We start from the raw sequence: 20,049 nt of genomic DNA on the forward strand, positions 1-20,049 counted from the left end.
CTATTTAACAATAAATATTAAATATTATCAGTAAGCTACAGTTATATAAATTTTTAAAACTATAATTCTAAAATATACTCTACAAGGCTTTTTTCGTGAGGTAATTCCATTTTTTTTCGCAATCTATATCTTTTAATTTCAACGCTTCTAGCAGAAATATTTAATAGTGGAGCTATTTCTTTAGATGATAGGTTTAAACGCAAATAAGCGCATAATCTTAAGTCGTTTGGCGTTAAATTAGGATGTGCTGTTTTTACTTTTTTCAAGAAATCACTATCGGCATTATTAAATGCTTCTTGAAACATTTCCCAGTCACTATTATTTGATAAATTTTTATTAATAATTTTTATAACTGGCTTAATTTTATTTTCGTCTTTTACAACGCCTAATTCGTTTTTTATAGTATTTAAAAGCTCATTCTTTTTAATAATACTCATTGTTGAGGCCGACAATTCTCTGGTTTTACTTTCAATTTCATTTTGTAGCTTTTCGTTTTTCAATTTCATAATTTCTTTTTCATTTTCTAATTGTGTCATTGAAAATTCTTGCTGCTTTTTATCCATTAATTTTTTCTTCTGTTTGGTATAATATCTTTTGTAAAGCGTATGAACCACTAATGATAAAACAATAAGTAAAATGGCATAAACAATTATAATTTCATTAGATAAAAACCAGGGTTTTTCAATAATAAACGAGAAAGTAGCAATATTTTTAGAAACTATATTTCCAACTCTTGCTTTTACATTAAATGTATAGCTCCCATAAGGTAAGTTTTTAAAAGCAACTTCAGATTCTTTAGACCAATTACTCCATTTATTATACATACCTTTGAGTTGGTATTGATAATTTACCTCATCATATTTCTGATATATAGGTGCACTAAATTTAAAAGAAACATTATTTTCTTTATTTTTAAACCTAACATTTTCATTAGTTAATGAAACGGGAATTGCAGTTATATTAATAGTACTTTTTTCAATGGTATTTATTACAATTGTAAAATCCTCTTGTCTTATTTTTTTTAAATCTAAAATTAAATATCCTTCTGAAGCACCAAATAAATAAGTGTCATTATTTAAATGCAATACACTTTCAAAACCTGCAATAAATTTTCTTGAAGTAGCTTCTAATGCAATTTTTGAAACTTTTGCAACATTGTTTAATTTTCCCGGTGTAAAATATATTAAGCTTTTGTCTGTAAATCCCCAAAGCGTATTTGAAATATTATCATTTAAAAGTTTACCTGACACATAACCATCTTCTTTTAAAAAGTAGTCACTTAAAATTTTATCTTTATCAAAATTTTTGGTTAAAGAATTATATCTAAAAATTCCCATATTTGATGCGTATAACAAATCATCTTCAAAATTTGTTATGGCAGATTTTAAAGCTTTTGGTGCGCTTCCTAATATTTTATAACTTAAAACTTTTCTAAAATCACTATCTACTTCTATTTTAAAAACTCCTTTATATTCGTGATTCATTAAAATACTACCTTCTTTAGTAAACTCAAAAAATCGACTTGTAGGATTAAACCCTTTTATTTTATTTCTAAACTGCCAAGTACCGTTTCTTTTTTCTATTACATTTAAACCACTATAATATCCTTGAATTAAAATATTTTTATTGTTTTTTACGGGTTTTATTTCCATAGTTCCCATAACATCTGTTATCAGGTTTGCAACACCATTATTAACAATAAAAGTTCCTTTATTATGTCCACAAAATAGTGTGTTATCATATACTTTTAAACACCAAACCTGCCCGTCAGTACCTTCAATAAAGCTAAAATCATCATTGGTATGTAACTCTTTATAAAACAAGCCTTGATTGGTTCCTAAATACAGTTTATTGTTAAAGATTGCCGATGTATATACAGAACCTAATTTCCCACTAAAATCATTATAAACTCTAAATGGTGAATTAAAATTAACAACACTAATTCCATTATCAAGGCCAAGCCAAAGATTGTGTTCTTTATCTTCAAACAAAGACAATACGGTATTGTTATTTAATCCTTTTTCTTGATTTATATGCGTTAATAAATTTCCGTTTTTGTCAAGATGATACATTCCATTTGAAATGGTTCCAAGTATAAAACTTCCATCTTCTAACTGCAGGCTGCTATAAATACTTACTTTTGAAATTATACTATTTGATGAAATATCCCATTTACTAATTCCATTTTCATTTAAATAATAAAAACCATCTTTTTGTGTTTGATACAATATTCTGTTACCAGATTTAAAAATATTTATTACAATATTCGTTTTTAACAAATTATTATCTGAAACCAATTCAGGTACTCCATTTTCAATTTTAAAAATACCTTCTTCCATTTTTTGAAAATAAATACTATTATCTACCTTAAAGGCTTTTGGAAGCTGTGTTTCTGAGTTAATAATTTTTATAGATTCATCTGAAGTATTGTATATATATATTCTGTGAAGCGACTGAAAAAGTACCCAATCATCAAAAGTTATAATATTCCAAAAATCCTCTTCAATTAATGATTCTTTTAATTTAACACTTAAGGATGTGTATGTTAAACTTCCAAATTCATTTTTTTCCCAATAACCAAACTCCATATAACTTCCCGTATATATTTTATTATCCTGAACATTTACCGAACGAATTATTGTGTTATTTGGTGAAGGATATAATTTCCATTTTGCGCCATTAAACTCTAACAAACCACTATTGTTTGCCACATAAATATATTTTTCTTCTGATTGAGAAATTGACCAGTTTTGATTTTCAGCTCCATAAATTGTTGGTGCATAATTTTCAACTGGTGGTAACTCTTGAGAAACAATACTTGTTGAAAATAAAATAAATAAAAAATTGAAAAATATAAGTTGTTTTAATTTCATTGACATCAAACTTTTTTGAAGTACTACAATATTACAATTTTTAAAGGATATTTATTTTGAAGAAATAAATTATCTGATATTTCAACTGTTATTTTGCAAAACTTACAGCATATTTACTCATCAACTTTTTAAAGCTTTTAATACTTATTGGTTTTGAAATAAAATCATCAAAACCTTTTAACAACGCATTTTCAATTTCTTCATTTGAAGTATATGCAGATTGCGCAATTACGGTTAAATGTGGTTTCATTTCTTTGATTTTTCCAACAGCTTCAAACCCACTCATAATAGGCATTTTTAAATCCATTAAAACCAACGTAATTGCATTGTTAGTTTTGCAAAGTTCTACAGCTTCTTTACCATTTTTTGCATGTAAAATATTACAATTTAATTGTAGTATTTCATTGATTAGGGTTTCTAAAAACAAGTAGTTTACTTCTTCGTCTTCCGCAACTAAAATGGTGTATTTTTCTTTATTAATAGCCGCGTTATTCGTGTTTTCAGTTGACACGTGAACTTTATTATAAGGAATTGTAATATAAAAGGTAGCTCCAGCTCCTTTTTTAGATTCTAGTCTAATTTTTCCACCTATTAATTCTACATTTTCTTTTACTATAGATAAACCCAAACCTAATCCTCCCATTTTTTTTGAAAGATCTTTTTCAGCTTGTGAAAATCTTTCAAAAATTAATTCATGTTTTTCAGCTTCAATTCCAATTCCTGTATCTTTTACATAAATTTCAAGTTGGTTATCTTTTAATTCATACCCAAATTCAATAGAGCCTTTTTTAGTAAATTTTAAAGCATTTTCTAAAAGGTTGCTAATAATTTTTATTAATTTGGATTTATCGGTAAATATGGTGCTTTCAGTATCCGAAAGGTTATTTTTAATGTACAGTGGAATTTTATTTTCTTTTGCTTTTAGATCAAAAACAGAAAATAACTCTAAAAATAAATCATTTAAACAAACTTCACTTTCAATGACCCTCACTTGTTTGGTTCCTAATCTAGAAATTTCAATAATATCATCAATTACTTGAAGCAATTGGTGCCCACTACTTTGAACAATTTTAATGTAATTTTTCCTTTTTTCATCACTTAAATTTGGGTTTAATAGAAAATCGGTGAAACCTAAAATTCCATTCATTGGAGTTCTTATTTCATGAGACATATTGTTTAAAAACTCTGTTTTTAATCTATTACTTTCTTCGGCATTTCCTTTTGCTATAATTAATTCATTTTCAACCTTTTTTTGTTCTGTAATATCTATTTCTATTCCATCCCAACACACTTCACCTTTTAAAATTCGTGGTTTAGAAACATAGTAAGACCACCTTGTTGAACCGTCTGGATTTAAAACTCTAGCTTCTTTCCTAAAAACAGACATTTCCTTTAACGCCTTTTTCTCTTTTTCAACAAGATCTTTAATGTCATCAGGATGAATTCGCCCGTAAATAAAATCAGGATTTTCCTTTACTTGCTCAACTGAATAACCATATAAATCTTTCACAGTATCACTTACATAAGTAAATTTTCTTCTGTTTTCATCAATAGTAATAACTTGATAAATCATACCATTTACCAAGTTATTTGAAATAAGTTTTAATTGTTTTTCACTTTCTTCTGCAACTTCTTTTGCTTCTATTAGTTCTTCATTTTTTTGACTTAAATCTGTAGTTAATTTTTTGGCAATTCTTTTTGCAAAACTGGCGGTATTGACTAATGAAAAGATTAAAAAACTTAATAAAATACTAATAATAAATCCTATGATTAAAACCACAAAACTAAAACTACTAAAAAATGTTTTTTTTGGCTGCACAAATTCAAGTGTCCATATTTTATCGTTTAATTTTATGGGTAAAATTAAATTGTAGAAGTTATCAGGATTTGTATTGTTAAATTTTACATCTGAATTATATAAAAGTGATGCCAAATTTAATACATCTCCATCAAAAATATTTAAGTTAATTTGGGTTTCTCTATCTAAATTATATTGATCAATTACACCTTCCATAAAGTCATTTATTCTAAATGAAATTGCTGCCCAACTAGTAATAGCTTGCCTTCTTTTTGTGACGCTATTTAAAGGCATATTTTTATTATAAACTGGAGAATAAATTACAATACCTGGCATACTATTTTTGGTTCCTTCTTGAATTAAAATAACCTTATTAGTTAAAACTGCAGTGTTTAAATCTCTCGATTCTTCTATGGCTTTTTTCATAATAGCATTAGAGCTAATATTAAAACCTATTGCTTTTAAATTTCTATCAATTAACGGCTCTATAAAAATAATAGGAGTAAATTCATCCATTTCAACATTAGGAAAAACATTGTAATCGTTAGAAAATTCATTTTTAAACCGATTTGTATGTTTTTTAAGCTGATCTTTTGGCACAATTGTAACATAAGCAACTCCTTGAAAACCTTTTAAATAACTGCTTACGTTACTTTTTTCAATAAAATATTTCCAGTCACTTCGTGTAATTGTATCCGAAGCCATAAAAAATGAAGAACTGCTTTGCGAAAATTGAATATAAGCGTTTAATCTATTTTCAATTTTTGACTTTATTTCATTTGCAACAATATGAAATTGTTGCTCTTCTATTTTATTATTATCACTTCTTACAAAATACATTGCAAGAATTGATAAACCTAAACTAAATAATAGTACAAGCAGTGGTGTTAAAAAAGCTCTATTTTTAATTACGGACATAGGGGTTTGGAAATTTTCACCCAAAGTAAACTATTTTATAATGCAAACAAAAAATATTGTTAATGAAGTTTTACTCCTATGGTAAAAATGTGACATTAATTATTGTATTTATTCAAGTGTAAAATTAACCAAAACAGGGAAATGATCTGATGGATATTTCCCATGATATTTTTCCCTTAAAACTTTATATTTATTCACTTTAATTGAATTCTCACTAACAAAAATAAAATCGATTCTATCCACACTTTCTTTAACTATATTAAAGCCATTAAATGTTCCTAAAGTATCTTTTACTTTGTTTTTTGAAAGTATTTTTGAATCTTTTAAAAAAGAATTTATATAGTTAATTACCTCACTATCTTCTGTTAAATTAAAATCACCCATTAATATTACGGGTAATTTTTCGGTATTTAATTTTCGTATTTTTTGAAGAATTAATAGTGCAGCTTCTTCTCGGGCTTTTACACCAACGTGGTCAAAATGAGTATTGAAAACCCAAAACTTTTTATTACTTTTTTTATCACTCAATTGTAAATATGTGCAAATTCTTGGGTATGCAGCATCCCATCCTTTTGATGGAACTTCAGGAGTTTCGGACAGCCAAAAGGTATTTTGCACATGCAACTGATATTTATTTTTATTATAAAAAATTGCTGAAAATTCACCTTTATTTATACCATCATCTCTTCCAACTCCAACAAAATTATAATTTACCAAAACACTATCACAATAAGCTACTTGATTTGGTAATCCTTCTTGAATTCCTAAAATATCAACTTTATTGTTTAGTACTTGTTTTAATAATGCATTTTTTCGAACATCCCACCTATTATCGCCATCATTTTGTGTGTCTAAACGAATGTTATATGTCATTACATTTAAGTTTTGACCAAATGAAATTTGAATAAATAATAAGTACGTTACTGATAGTAAGGCTAAATTTTTCATTTACTTTATAATTAATTATGTTTGGTAGTCTTTAAAACATTAAAATACCATTGTCTACAAATTAGAAGTATATTATATCCTTCTTTTAATTGAATGTCATTTTTTTATTTAAATAACTTAAATACTATTTTAAAATCGGTACAATTTAATATTAAAAAATGTAAGTAAAAGTTTTACGCTTTATAAAAATTATTCTTACAAAAGATAACCTATAAATTTATAGATATTTATCTTTTTATCAAAAAATTAAACCCTCTTTTTAATTACATCAAATAGTAAATTTTCCTTTTCTATTAATTTTTATATCACATTTATAAATATTTCATTTAAAATATTTTAGGTGAGTTTTATTTATCACAAAGCTAATGAAGTAATTATTTTTACATTACATCAATATTAAAAATAAAGTTTTAAAAATTGAAATGTATGAAACCTTAAAAATAAATTAAATATTGTAATTTAGTTTATGTAAACCAAATGTATTTTTCTGATAAAGTTATGTTCAAAAAAAATTATACTCACCTTATTTTTATAAGCATTCTGTTTGTAACATCGTTTGCTACATCACAAATAAAGTTACCTCCAATAAGTAATTTTAATTCAACTGATTATGGTGCTGGAAATCAAAATTGGGGAGTTGACTCTGATAATGAACATATATATGTTGCTAATAATGAAGGCCTTTTGGAGTTTGATGGCGTGAATTGGTTTTTAAACAAATTACCAAACAAAACAATTATTCGGTCAGTTAAAGTAGTTGGAGATAAAATTTTTACAGGATCCTATGAAGAATTTGGTTATTGGACTCGTTTAAATAATGGCAACTTAGTTTATACAAGTTTAAGTAAATTTTTATCTCCTAATAAAATTGCTTCACAATCTATTTGGGGAATTTATGCAATTAAAGACAAAATAATATTTAAATCATTCAGCGATTTGTTTATTTATGAAAATGAAAAAATAAAAAAAATAAGACCAAATTTAATTTTAATGGCAGGTTTTACAGTTAATGACAGATTTATTGTACAAGGGGTTGGTAAAGGATTACTTGAACTTAAAAATGATAAACTCTTTGTATTAAAAAATACTGAACTTCTAGCTGAAGATAGAGTTCAAGCCATATCAAATTTCAAAAACGATCAATTATTAATCGGCACATCACTCCACGGTTTATATACTTACTCTAATAATAAATTAGAAAAATGGGACAATAATTTTAATAATTTACTTAAAGCACATCAACTAAATTCTTTATCATACACTAACGGAACTGTTTTTGCAGGCACCATTAAAAAAGGAATTTACCATTACAACACCAATACAAATACTTTTATAAATTTAAATGTAAAAAATGGTCTTCAAAATAATACTGTTTTATCAAGCACAATAGATGCATCTAAAATTTTATGGTTAGCATTAGATAATGGAATTTCTGCTATTCCAATAAATTACTTTGCCTACTACTTAAATCCATACAAAGAAGATATAGGTGCTGTTTACGATATGGTTAAATTAAACAATGAAGTTTATTTAGCCACTAATACAGGTATTTATAAAGCAGACAACAATGGTGTAAATTTTATTGAAGGTTCACAAGGTCATATTTGGTCATTAGCACTTATAAATGATCAAATTATATGTGGGCATAATACGGGAACCTATAAAATACAAGACAACAAATTAACATTTATAAGTGAAAAAAATGGAGGTTATATTTTTAAATCAATTCCAAGTCAACCAAATAAATACATTCAAGGAAACTATTCTGGACTTACATTGTATACTATAAAAGATAATAATTGGGAATACAGAGACGTACAAAATATAAATTTTCCAATTAAAAATATTGTTTTTGAGAATTCATACACAGCATGGGTTTTACATTCATACAAAGGCGTTTACCGCATTCATTTTTCAAATAATTATGAAAAAATTATCAAAATTGAGGAACAGTTTAATAAAATATTTGATAATGTTTACGACTTAAAATTATTTAATATTGAAAGAAATATCGCATTTTTTAGCAATGAAAAATGGTCAGTTTACAACCCTATTGAAAATAAAATAGAACCTTTTAAATCAATAAATAAAATTTTAGGAAAGGATAAAAATTCCATCATATTAAACAACAATAGTCAAAATAATGTTGTTGTTTTTAAACGTAGTGACAATACAATTTTTATAAGGCAAAATATTCAAGATAGTCTTTCACAAATATATTTACCTACAAAATATTATAAAGATAAATTGGTCAGAGGCGAAGGTGATCAACGTGCTGTTGTTATTAATGATAGTTTGGTATTTATATCATTATACAATGATGTTTTAGTGGTAAATCCGAAGAAAATTAATCAGAATATTAAAATAATCCCTCCTACAATAAGCAGAATATATGTAAACAACCAACCTAAAAGTTTATTAGAAGAAATCGAGATTAAAAAAAGTGACACCATACAAATTAAACTTAAATCGCCACACCTTTCTAATAACACTATTGAATATTCTTTAGGAAATAATTATTGGATTGCAACAAATGGAAATATTGAATTAACGGGGTTACCATATGGTTCGTTAAAATTATTAGTTCGTTCATTTTTAAACTTTAAAGAATATAGCCCAATTAATTCCGTAAAATTATACATAAAACCGCCATGGTATATGGGCTTATGGGGAGTGGTTTTACTACTCAGCTTTTTAACACTTATTTTCTATTTAATAACTATTATTAATAAATATGTACTTATAAAACATAAAAAATATTTAGATGATCAATACCAACATCAACAAGAAATTCATAGAAAAGAAGAAGCCTTAAAAAACGAAATGAAATTAAATGAACTCCAAAAAAAACAACATGAAATTGAGCTTGATTCTAAAACCAAAGAATTAGCAAATACTGCAATGGGTATGACCAGAAAAGATGAATTACTTGAAAATATCAAAAAAGAATTAGAACAACTAAAAAAAGAAATTATAAATAAACCTAAATTAGAAAAATTACTTTCAACAATTAATAAAAATATAAATACAACTAAAGATTGGGAAGTTTTCGAATCTAATTTCAATGAAATTCATGATACTTTTTTTAAATCATTACTTAAAAATACTGAAACGCAATTAACTGCAAAAGACTTAAAATTGTGCGCTTATTTAAAAATGAATTTAGCGACTAAAGAAATTGCTCCTTTAATGGGTATTTCAACTCGTGGTGTTGAAATTCACAGATATAGACTTCGAAAAAAATTAAACTTAAGTAATGATCAAAATTTAAATGAATATTTTATGAAATTGTAATTTTGTATATAAAACTATTAAAATAGCATAATTACATACATCATTAATACATCATAAAACGTTTTCGTTAAATTTTTACGTTCATCAATACCTAGATTATCATACAAAAAAACTGAGGTTTTAAGCCTTTAAAAAAGATGATGTAGTTAAGAAGTGTCTTCATTATATACTTCAAACAAATTAAAAAATAACTTTACCCTAACTAAATTTAAAACTTTATACAATGAAGAACAAAATAACATTTTTACTCCTTCTACTTTTTTATTGTTCTACAATTTTTGCCCAACAATTAAAAGTATCGGGTACAGTAAGTGATCAAAATGGAATTCCACTTCCAGGAGCTTCTGTTATAGTAAAAAATTCAACAATTGGTGTGCAAACCGATTTTGATGGAAAATTTACTTTAGAAAATATTTCTAAATCTGCTACCCTAGTAATTAGCTACTTAGGATATTTTACTATTGAACAAAATGTGAATGGACAAAGTGAAATTAATATTACACTTAAAGAAGACGCACAAACACTTGATGAAGTTGTAGTTGTTGGTTACGGTAAAATGAATGTTAAAGATTTAACATCTTCAATAACCACAATTAAAGCTGAAGAAATTGCAAAAACACCAACAGGAACTGCAATGCAAGCATTACAAGGAAAAGTGCCAGGGCTCCAAATAGTAAGCAGTGGAGGACCAGGTGATAGCCCAACAATTAGAGTTAGAGGTATTGGTTCTTTTCCAGGAGCAGGAAGTTCTGCCCCTTTATATGTAGTTGATGGAATGTTTTTTGATAATATTGATTTCTTAAATCCATCAGACATTACTTCTATTTCTGTTTTAAAAGATGCTTCTGCATCAGCAATTTATGGTGTAAAAGCGGCAAACGGTGTAGTACTTATTGAAACAAAATCTGGCGGTTATAATAAAGTAACCGAGGTTGTGTATGATGGTTATTCTGGGTATCAAGTTGCACAAAATGTATTAAAAATGGCAAATGCAGAACAATTTACTACAATGGCATTAGAATCTGGTTCAGCTGCAGATATTAGTTTTATTGCCAATGCTATGCAACGTTATGGAAGAAGTAGAATAAACCCAAATGTACCTGATGTAAATACAGATTGGTATAAAGAAATTTTAAGACCCGCAACAATCCAAAACCATAGTATTGGAGTAACTGGCGGTAGTGATAAAGCATCCTATTCAATTGGTTTAAACTATTTTGAACAAGAGGGTATTTTAGATATGAAAAATCAATACGAAAGATTTAACTTACGATCAAAACTAGATTTTAAAGCAACCGATTGGCTAACCATTGGTGGTAATATGATTTTAAGTAATGCTACTAAATTTAATGAAGAATCCGCAGCTTGGAATCAAGCATATTTTGCAGTCCCAATTATACCAATTTATGATGACGCTAATACCGATGCTTGGCCAATAAATTACTCTAGTGCCCAAAGTATTGGTTATAGAAGTGGACAAAATCCATTCCCTGCATTAACATATAACAACAATAGAGATAAAACCAGAAAAATACTTGCAAATTTTTATATGGAATTTGATTTAATTCCTAAAAAATTATCATTTAAAACTACTTATAATCATAGTTTCGCTTCACTTGATGCTAGAAGTGTAGATTTACCTTACTATATTACTAATGGTTTTCAACGTTCAATTTCAGCAGTAACAAAAAGATCTGAAACATTTTCAAACCAAATTTGGGATAATGTACTTACATATAATGATAAATTTGGAAATCATAACTTAACGGTAATGTTGGGTTCATCATTTAGAGATGATGCATGGAATATGCTAACAGCAAGAGGAGAAGATATCCCTTCTATAGACCAAGAAGTTGCCTGGTACATTAGCCAAGCTGGAACAATTAATATAGCAAGTGTAAGTGATGGAGGAAGTAGACAATATGGTCTTTCATATTTTGGAAGAGTATCTTACAATTTTAATGATAAATATTTATTATATGGTACATTAAGAGCCGACGGTTCATCAAAATATCAAGAAAAATGGGGATACTTCCCTACAATTGGTGCAGGATGGGTGCTTTCTGAAGAAAACTTTATGAAAGAAAATAATTTTACAGATTATTTAAAACTACGTGCAAGTTGGGGCCAATTAGGAAATAGTAACGTACCTGCAAGTGATGGGGCTAATACAACAAGTATTGTTGATACAGCTATTGATGATGTGTTAGTATCTGGAACTGTAGCCTCAAGTACATTTTCATCACTAAAATGGGAACTAACTGAAGAAACTAACATTGGTATTACTTCTCGTTTTTTTAACAACAAACTAACATTAGATGCTGATTATTTTATTAGAGATACTAAAGAAGCTGTAATTCCTGTTGGATTTCCTTTAATTCCAGGCAGTGTAAACAAAAGTGTGGGTTCAATTAGAAACGCTGGTTTTGAATTAGCATTAAGTTGGAATAATCAAATTTCTGATAATTTAAGTTACAATGTTAGCACAAATATTTCAACACTTAAAAATGAAGTATTAGACCTTTATGGACAAGAATATATTGATGGTGGCTCTGCAGAATTTAGACAAAGGTCTTATGTTGGTGAACCTCTATTAGCTTTTTATGGTAGAGAAGTAATAGGTGTTTATCAAAATGAAGCTCAAATACAAGCAGACCCTGTTGCAGTAGCAAACGGGTTGGTTCCTGGAGATTTAATCTACAAAGATCAAAACAATGATGATTTAATTGACGATAGTGACCGCGTTATTTTAGGTTCTTATTTACCTTCATTTATGTATGGTTTAAACATTGGAATTAACTACAAAAATTTCGAGTTTTCAACAAGTATGATGGGTCAAACTGGTAACAAAATTTTAAATAGAAAGCGTGGTGAATTAATTTGGACTTCAGATGGGAATTTAGATGCAGATTTAGCAATTAATCGTTGGCATGGTGAAGGAACTTCCAACTCATATCCATCATCAGCAGGATTAAGAAAAGGTTGGAATCAAAAAATGAGTGACTACTTTGTAGAAGATGGATCATTTTTTAGAATTCAAAACATACAAATTGCATATAATTTTAAACAAGGAAGTCAATTTGTAGGTACAAAAATACCAGATATAAGACTATCCTTAACTGCAGAAAGACCATTTACATTCTTTAAATACAATGGATTTAATCCTGAAGTAGCAAACGGAATTGACACCCAAACCTATCCAATACCAGCAGTTTATACATTAGGTGTAAATATTAAAATTTAATTGAAAAAATAACATTATGAAATATATTAATACTTTAAAGAAACTCACTTTTATATTTGTTGCACTGTTGTTTTTTACAGCTTGTAATAACAAGTTAGATGAGTTACCTGAAAACAGATCATTTACCGAAGAAACAGACTATACAAATTCTACTGATATGATTTTACCATTAATTGGTGCTTACGCTGAATTTCAGTCAAGAGGATGGGAAGAATTTCCACTTATTTCAGTAAGAGGAGATGATGTAAATGCAGGAGGTTTGGGAGATCAACAAGATTTTTCTGAAGCCGATAAATACAACTATAATAAAGATTATTGGATGTACAATTCTCTTTGGCAAAATTATTATGGAGATATTATAAAAATGCACTCAGCTATAGAGCAAATTGAATTATATAAAGAAAATGGTGGTGATGCAACTTTAGCAAACCAATACATTGCTGAAGTAAAAACACTACGTGCCTTTTTATTATTCCAATTATCAAGAGTTTGGGGAGATATTTTTATCACAACTAGTTCAGATCCATCAGATTTATTAGTTGCTAGTTTATCAACTAAAGATGAAGTTATGCAACACATTTCAAATCAAATGGAAGAAGCAATCACATCCTTACCAGATATTCGACCAAACCAAAGAACTGATATTAGAGGTGGCGTTACTAAATATACTGCACTAGCTATAAAAGCTTTAGCAAATTTAGAACTAAAAAATTATCAAGGTGTTGCTGATGCTACATCCAAGATAATAAGCTCAGGTAAATTTAATTTAGAACCAGATTTTTATGAACTATTTAAATTAGATGGAAAACTTAATAATGAAAACCTATTAGAACTACAATATTCTGATTTTGGACAAGGAGCCGGAAGTACACAAAGTTATTTATTTGCTTTCTTTGGTCCACAAGGATGGACTCCAAATGTAGCAGGCTCTAATAGTGGTTGGGGATTTTACGAGCCTAGTTTAAAATACATCAAATTTATGCTTAGCAGAAACGAAACCATAAGACTAGAAACAAGCGTATTATTTACAAATAGAGGAATTGAAGCAATAAAATCAGATCCAGCATATGCAACTATACCAAGTTGGATTACTAACACAACAAGAGATGGAGACGTAATTAATGATTACGCCAGAGCACTATTTGCAAGTGGTAAACACTATTTACCATCAAACCAACTTACACCTGGAAGAAAAGACTACGGAACCAATAAAAACTTAACTTGTATTAGATATGCTGAAGTATTGTTAATGCACGCTGAAGCAATTACTCAAGGAGCAACTGGAACTGGAATGACCGCTGATCAAGCTGTAAATGAAGTAAGATTAAGAGCTGGACTAAACAGTTTATCAGGGGTTACAAATGCTCAAGTAATGAATGAAAAATTTGCAGAATTAGCAATGGAATGGGGAACTCGTTATTATGATATGATTCGTCTTGAAAACTATAATGAACTAAATTATGATGGTAGAGCTTTTTCTGAAGATAAAAAATTTCTTCCTTATCCTCAAACACAAGTAGATAAGTTACCAATCTTACGAAGTAATGAATAATTTTATTATTTAAAAAACTTAAACAAAATGAAAATATTAAAAAATATATGTCTTGGAATACTTGCAATTGTTTTTACAATTTCATGTAATGATGGTATAGACTCAATTACCCAGGTAGATCCAGGAGCCGATGAAACAGCTCCTGTTATTAAAGTAACCTATCCTTTAGAAGGTACTAAAATACAAGTATTAGATATTGTTACATCTATCAATATTAAATTTGAGGTTATTGATGATATAGAAATTGGAAATATAGTTGTTACAGTGGATGATACTGAAATAATGACGTACTCAAATTTTAAAGATTACAGAAGATCTGTAAATGAATTACCATTTAATAATGTAACAAATGGAGATCACATTTTAAAAATTGTTGCTACAGATCTTGAAGGCAAAACAACCACTAAAACTATTAATTTCATGAAAGTATCACCATATACAGTTAAATATGATGGTGAAATATTTTATATGCCTTTTGATGGTGATTATTTAGATTTAGTTAGCTTAAAAGGAGCTACAGTAGTTGGATCACCTAGTTTTGCCGGACAAAGTTTAAAAGGATTAAATGCTTATGCTGGCGCCACAGATTCATACTTAACATTCCCAACTGATCAATTTAAAAACAATGAATTAAGCGCTGTCTTTTGGGTAAAAATAAATGCAATTCCAGATCGTGCAGGAATATTAGTAATGGGTCCTGAAGACACTGCCAATCCAACTGCCCAAAATAATAGAAAAAATGGATTTAGATTTTTTAGAGAGAATGCCGGAGGAAAACAACGTTTTAAACTAAATGTTGGTAATGGAACAGCTGACACATGGATTGATGGCGGTATAGCAGCTGATGTTGATCCTACAATTGATAAATGGGTAAGTATGGCATTTACTATTTCAGGCTCAAGCGCAACAGTTTATATTGATGGGCAATTAGTAAAACAAAGTACAATTACCGGAATAGATTGGACAGGTTGTGATGTACTTTCAATAATGTCTGGCGCACCAAGATTTTCAGGATGGAATCATAAATCTGATTTAAGTTTTATGGACGAATTAAGAATATTTAATAAAGCTTTATCACAAACTGAAATCCAAAATATTATTACAGGTGAAACTGGTGCAACATTCTCATACACTCCAAAATATGACGGAGAAACTTTTTATATGCCTTTTGATGACATTAATACTGAATTAGTTAGCGGAATAGAACCAACCGTTGTAGGAACACCTAGTTTTTCTACAGATAATGTTTTAGGCGGAAGTTCTTTTGTTGGAAATACTGACTCAGCAATAACTTTTCCTATTAATGGAGTTTTTGGTTCAGAATTTAGTGGTGCTTTTTGGTATAAAGTAAATGCCTCTCCAGATAGAGCAGGCATTTTAGTTGTTGGAAATAATATTCCTGAAAATCGCAAACAAGGTTTTAGATTATTTAGAGAAGGTAGCGCAACTGAACAAAGAATTAAATTAAATGTAGGAATTGGAGCAGATGAAAGTTGGAATGATGGTGGTGTAATTAACGTAGCTGATGGAGAATGGGTTCATATTGCGTTTACCGTTTCACTAACAAAAAGCATAATATACTTTAATGGTGTTGAAAAATTAGCAGCTACATATACAGGAGGCGTTGACTGGACTGATTGTCAAACCCTAACTATAGGTGCAGGAGGAGAAACCTTTAGTTATTGGAATCATAAATCTGACAGTAGTAAAATGGATGAATTACACTTATTCAATAAAGTACTTACAACACAAGAAATACAAACTATAATGAATGAGTAATTTGTTTTAAATAATTAAAATTTCATAGTTAAATAATAAATTGAGTTTTATAATTATTGGTTGCACTCTTAATTGAGTGCAACCATAATTATCAAATAAGAAACAGTTATGAATGTAACAAAAAAAATACTTGTATTAATTACAACTTTACTAATTGTATGTATTAGTACTAGTTGTAACTTCAATAAAACAAGTAATAAAAAAACAAACATTTCTTTACAAGATGAAGACCTTCTAACACTTGTTCAACAACAAACATTCAATTATTTTTGGGAAGGTGCCGAACCAAATTCAGGTATGAGTTCTGAACGAATTCATATGGATAATATCTATCCTTCAAACGACAAAAATATTGTAACCACAGGAGGAACAGGATTTGGATTAATGGCAATTTTGGTTGGTATTAAAAGAGGTTTTATTACTAGAGAAGAAGCATTTAATAGATTTGTAAAAATTACAAATTTTCTAGAAAAAGCAGATCGATTTCATGGTGCTTGGCCACATTGGTTAAATGGTGAAACAGGAAAAATTAAACCCTTTAGTAAAAAAGACACTGGTGGAGACTTAGTTGAAACTGCTTTTTTAGTACAAGGTTTATTAACTGTTTCAGAATACTATAAAGATGGTAATAAACAAGAAAAAGAATTAGTTACTAAAATTGATAAATTATGGAGAGAGGTTGAATGGAACTGGTATACAAAAAATGGTGAAAATGTGCTTTATTGGCATTGGTCTCCAACTAATGAATGGGACATGAACTTTCCTGTTGGCGGATATAATGAGTGTTTAATTATGTATATTCTTGCAGCAGCATCACCAACATACCCTATAACAAAAGACGTTTATGAAAAAGGATGGGCATTAAATGGTAAAATTGTTTCAAATGAAAAATATTACGGTGAAGATTTAATACTAAATTATTTTGAACATGACAATGACAAAATTGGTCCTTTATTTTGGGCACATTATTCCTACTTAGGCTTAAATCCTCAAGGATTATCTGATCAATATGCCGATTATTGGAAGTTAACCCAAAACCAAGCAAAAATTCATTATAAATATGCTATTGATAACCCTGAAAAACATCTTGGATATGGAGAAAATCTCTGGGGATTAACCTCAAGCTATTCAATGAAAGGATATGCAGGACATAGGCCTGGTAAAGATTTAGGAGTTATAGCTCCAACTGCAGCTCTATCATCTTTTCCATACACTCCAGAAGAAAGTATGAAAATGTTGAAATATTTATATCAAGACGCAGATAGCTTAATTGGCAAATATGGTCCCTATGATGCCTTTAGTATTGAACATAAATGGTTTTTACCAAGATATTTAGCAATTGATCAGGGTCCAATTCCTGTAATGATTGAAAACTACAGAACAGGACTTATTTGGAATTTATTTATGCAAAATACCGATGTAAAAATTGGTTTAAATAAACTAGGATTCTCCAGTACTAAATATAATTTGAATAGTAATGAATAAATTTAAATTTTTCTTTTTCACGGTTCTTTTAACGCTGCTTTCTTGTGGTAGTGATGATTACACCTACACACCAATTGATTTTCCAGATGGAATTGATGAAACTGATACCGAGCCCACATTAAGCGATGAAGAATTATTAAACCTAACCCAAAAAGAAACTTTTAAATACTTTTGGAATTTTGCTGAATCAAATTCTGGTGCGGCAAAAGAAAGATACCATCCAACCAACCCAAGTTTAAATCAAAATGTAATTACAACTGGGGGGACAGGATTTGGGCTAATGGCTATTTTAGTAGGAATTGAAAGGGGATTTATTTCAAGAGACGAAGGTTATAATAGAATTCTTAAAATTGTTTCTTTTTTAGAAACAGCAGACCGTTTTCACGGAGCTTGGTCACATTGGATTGATGGGATTAATGGTACTGCAATTCCATTTAGTTCACAAGATGATGGTGGTGATTTAGTTGAAACCTCATTTTTAGTACAAGGCTTAATTTGTTCACAAGAATATTTTAGAAATGGCAACACTAATGAAAAAGCTTTAGCTAACAAAATTGAAACTTTATGGAAAGCTGTAGAATGGAATTGGTATACACAAAATCAAAAAACATTGTATTGGCATTGGAGTCCAAATTTTGGATTTGCAAAAAACTTACAATTAAAAGGCTATAATGAAGTTTTAATTACTTATGTATTAGCCGCAGCATCCCCAAATTTTTCTATTTCTAAAGAAGTCTACTCAAATGGCTGGGCTTCCAATGGAGGCATTAAATCAGGCAATATAAAATACAATTTACCTCTTTTGGTAAATCATGCAGGCTCAACGGAGTTTGGAGGACCTCTATTTTGGGCGCATTATTCTTATTTAGGATTAAACCCAAAAGGACTTTCCGATGAATATGTAAATTATTGGAATGTTAACACCAATCACTCAAAAATAAATTACAATTATTGTGTACAAAACCCACTAAACTATAAAGATTATAGTGCTGATTGTTGGGGGTTAACAGCTAGTTATTCCAGAAATACCGATGGTTCAATAGGGTACTCTGCACACAAACCTAATAATGATTTAGGCATAATTTCACCAACCGCTTCATTAAGCTCAATGCCATATACTCCAACAGAGTCTATGAAAGCATTGCGCTATTTTTATAAAAATAAATCAAAACTTTTAGGTCCTGCTGGTTTTTATGATGCTTTTAGTCCACATTACAATTATTGGGTAGCTGATGCGTATTTAGCAATAGATCAAGGGCCTATTATAATTATGATTGAAAATCACAGAACAGGACTATTATGGAAATTATTTATGCAAAATACAGATGTTCAAAAAGGATTACAAAAATTAAATTTTAATTATGAATTATAAACTATCACCCTTTTATATTTTTTTATTCATTTTTTCTTTTGGTACAAAAGCACAAACTACCAATGACTTATTGTATGAAAAAAAAGAATTTATTGTAAAAAGCGACACATTATTGTATAGAATAATGTATCCAGAAAATTTCTCGGAAAGTAATCAATACCCATTAGTTTTATTCTTACATGGTGCTGGTGAAAGAGGAAATGATAACAATACACAACTAACCCATGGGAGTTCGCTCTTCGCATCACCAGAAAATAGATTAAATTATCCTGCAATAGTTGTTTTTCCTCAATGTCCTAAAAATGATTATTGGGCTAATTTAAGTGCAGACAGAACGGTAAAACCAATTTCATTTAAATTTCAGAATGGTGGCGAACCAACCAAATCATTAAAATTAGTAATGCTTTTATTAGACGAATTACTTACAAAACCATATGCTAAAAAAAATCAAATTTACGTTATGGGATTATCAATGGGTGGTATGGGAACTTTTGAAATCTTATCTAGAAGACCTACAACTTTTGCTGCAGCAATTCCAATATGTGGAGGAGCAAATCCTAATACCACAAAAAAATATGCTTTAAATACTGAGTTATGGATTTTTCATGGTGCACAAGATGATGTGGTAAACCCACAATTATCAATTGAAATGGTTAGTAGTATATTAGCTGCTGGCGGAACGCCAAATTTTACACTTTTTGGCAAAGATAATCACAATAGTTGGGATTCAACTTTTGCAGAACCAAACCTTTTACCTTGGTTATTCACTAGAATTAAAAAATAAAA

General features: G+C 28.8%; 10 protein-coding genes. 7 read left to right on the forward strand and 3 right to left on the reverse strand.

Translation table 11 applies throughout. From position 1 onward, the window contains the following. Nucleotides 1–59 precede the first annotated feature (59 nt). The 3 genes from BM335_RS06900 to BM335_RS06910 all read right to left on the reverse strand — a co-directional run bounded on the left by BM335_RS06900 (nucleotide 60) and on the right by BM335_RS06910 (nucleotide 6,537). Nucleotides 60–2,873, reverse strand: coding sequence for a helix-turn-helix and ligand-binding sensor domain-containing protein (locus BM335_RS06900; RefSeq protein WP_090224869.1), 2,814 nt, complete (start codon nucleotides 2,871–2,873; stop codon nucleotides 60–62). Nucleotides 2,874–2,961: 88 nt separating this feature from the next. Continuing rightward, the gene (locus BM335_RS06905; protein ID WP_143102395.1) at nucleotides 2,962–5,589 is read right to left on the reverse strand and encodes a CHASE domain-containing protein; all 2,628 of its coding nucleotides are present in this window, start codon (nucleotides 5,587–5,589) and stop codon (nucleotides 2,962–2,964) included. A gap of 108 nt (nucleotides 5,590–5,697) precedes the next feature. Beyond that, nucleotides 5,698–6,537 carry an endonuclease/exonuclease/phosphatase family protein gene (locus BM335_RS06910; protein WP_090224671.1) on the reverse strand — a complete coding sequence of 280 codons (840 nt, stop codon included), beginning with the start codon at nucleotides 6,535–6,537 and terminating at the stop codon, nucleotides 5,698–5,700. Nucleotides 6,538–7,035: 498 nt separating this feature from the next. Between BM335_RS06910 and BM335_RS06915 the strand changes: the two genes are divergently transcribed. From BM335_RS06915 to BM335_RS06945, 7 genes are all read left to right on the forward strand, one after another. Beyond that, nucleotides 7,036–9,831, forward strand: a complete 2,796-nt coding sequence (locus tag BM335_RS06915) for a LuxR C-terminal-related transcriptional regulator (protein ID WP_177219174.1) — start codon at nucleotides 7,036–7,038, stop codon at nucleotides 9,829–9,831. A 223-nt stretch (nucleotides 9,832–10,054) separates the two neighbouring features. After that, nucleotides 10,055–13,075: a SusC/RagA family TonB-linked outer membrane protein gene (locus BM335_RS06920; RefSeq protein ID WP_090224675.1), complete on the forward strand. Its 3,021-nt coding sequence runs from the start codon at nucleotides 10,055–10,057 to the stop codon at nucleotides 13,073–13,075. A gap of 16 nt (nucleotides 13,076–13,091) precedes the next feature. Next, on the forward strand, nucleotides 13,092–14,627 hold the full coding sequence (locus BM335_RS06925) for a RagB/SusD family nutrient uptake outer membrane protein (protein ID WP_090224677.1): 1,536 nt from the start codon (nucleotides 13,092–13,094) through the stop codon (nucleotides 14,625–14,627). A 27-nt stretch (nucleotides 14,628–14,654) separates the two neighbouring features. Continuing rightward, a complete protein-coding gene (locus BM335_RS06930) occupies nucleotides 14,655–16,406 on the forward strand; it encodes a LamG domain-containing protein (protein ID WP_090224680.1) in 1,752 nt (583 codons plus the stop codon). 108 nt (nucleotides 16,407–16,514) lie between these two features. After that, nucleotides 16,515–17,891, forward strand: a complete 1,377-nt coding sequence (locus tag BM335_RS06935) for a glucoamylase family protein (protein WP_090224683.1) — start codon at nucleotides 16,515–16,517, stop codon at nucleotides 17,889–17,891. Beyond that, a complete protein-coding gene (locus BM335_RS06940) occupies nucleotides 17,884–19,263 on the forward strand; it encodes a glucoamylase family protein (RefSeq protein ID WP_090224685.1) in 1,380 nt (459 codons plus the stop codon). Before BM335_RS06935 ends, BM335_RS06940 begins: the two co-directional genes overlap by 8 nt. Then, nucleotides 19,253–20,047, forward strand: coding sequence for a carboxylesterase family protein (locus BM335_RS06945; protein ID WP_090224687.1), 795 nt, complete (start codon nucleotides 19,253–19,255; stop codon nucleotides 20,045–20,047). The genes BM335_RS06940 and BM335_RS06945 overlap by 11 nt, the downstream gene beginning before the upstream one ends. The last annotated feature ends 2 nt before the right edge of the window (nucleotides 20,048–20,049 follow it).

This window comes from Lutibacter maritimus (genome assembly GCF_900116115.1).
Lineage (GTDB): Bacteria > Bacteroidota > Bacteroidia > Flavobacteriales > Flavobacteriaceae > Lutibacter > Lutibacter maritimus.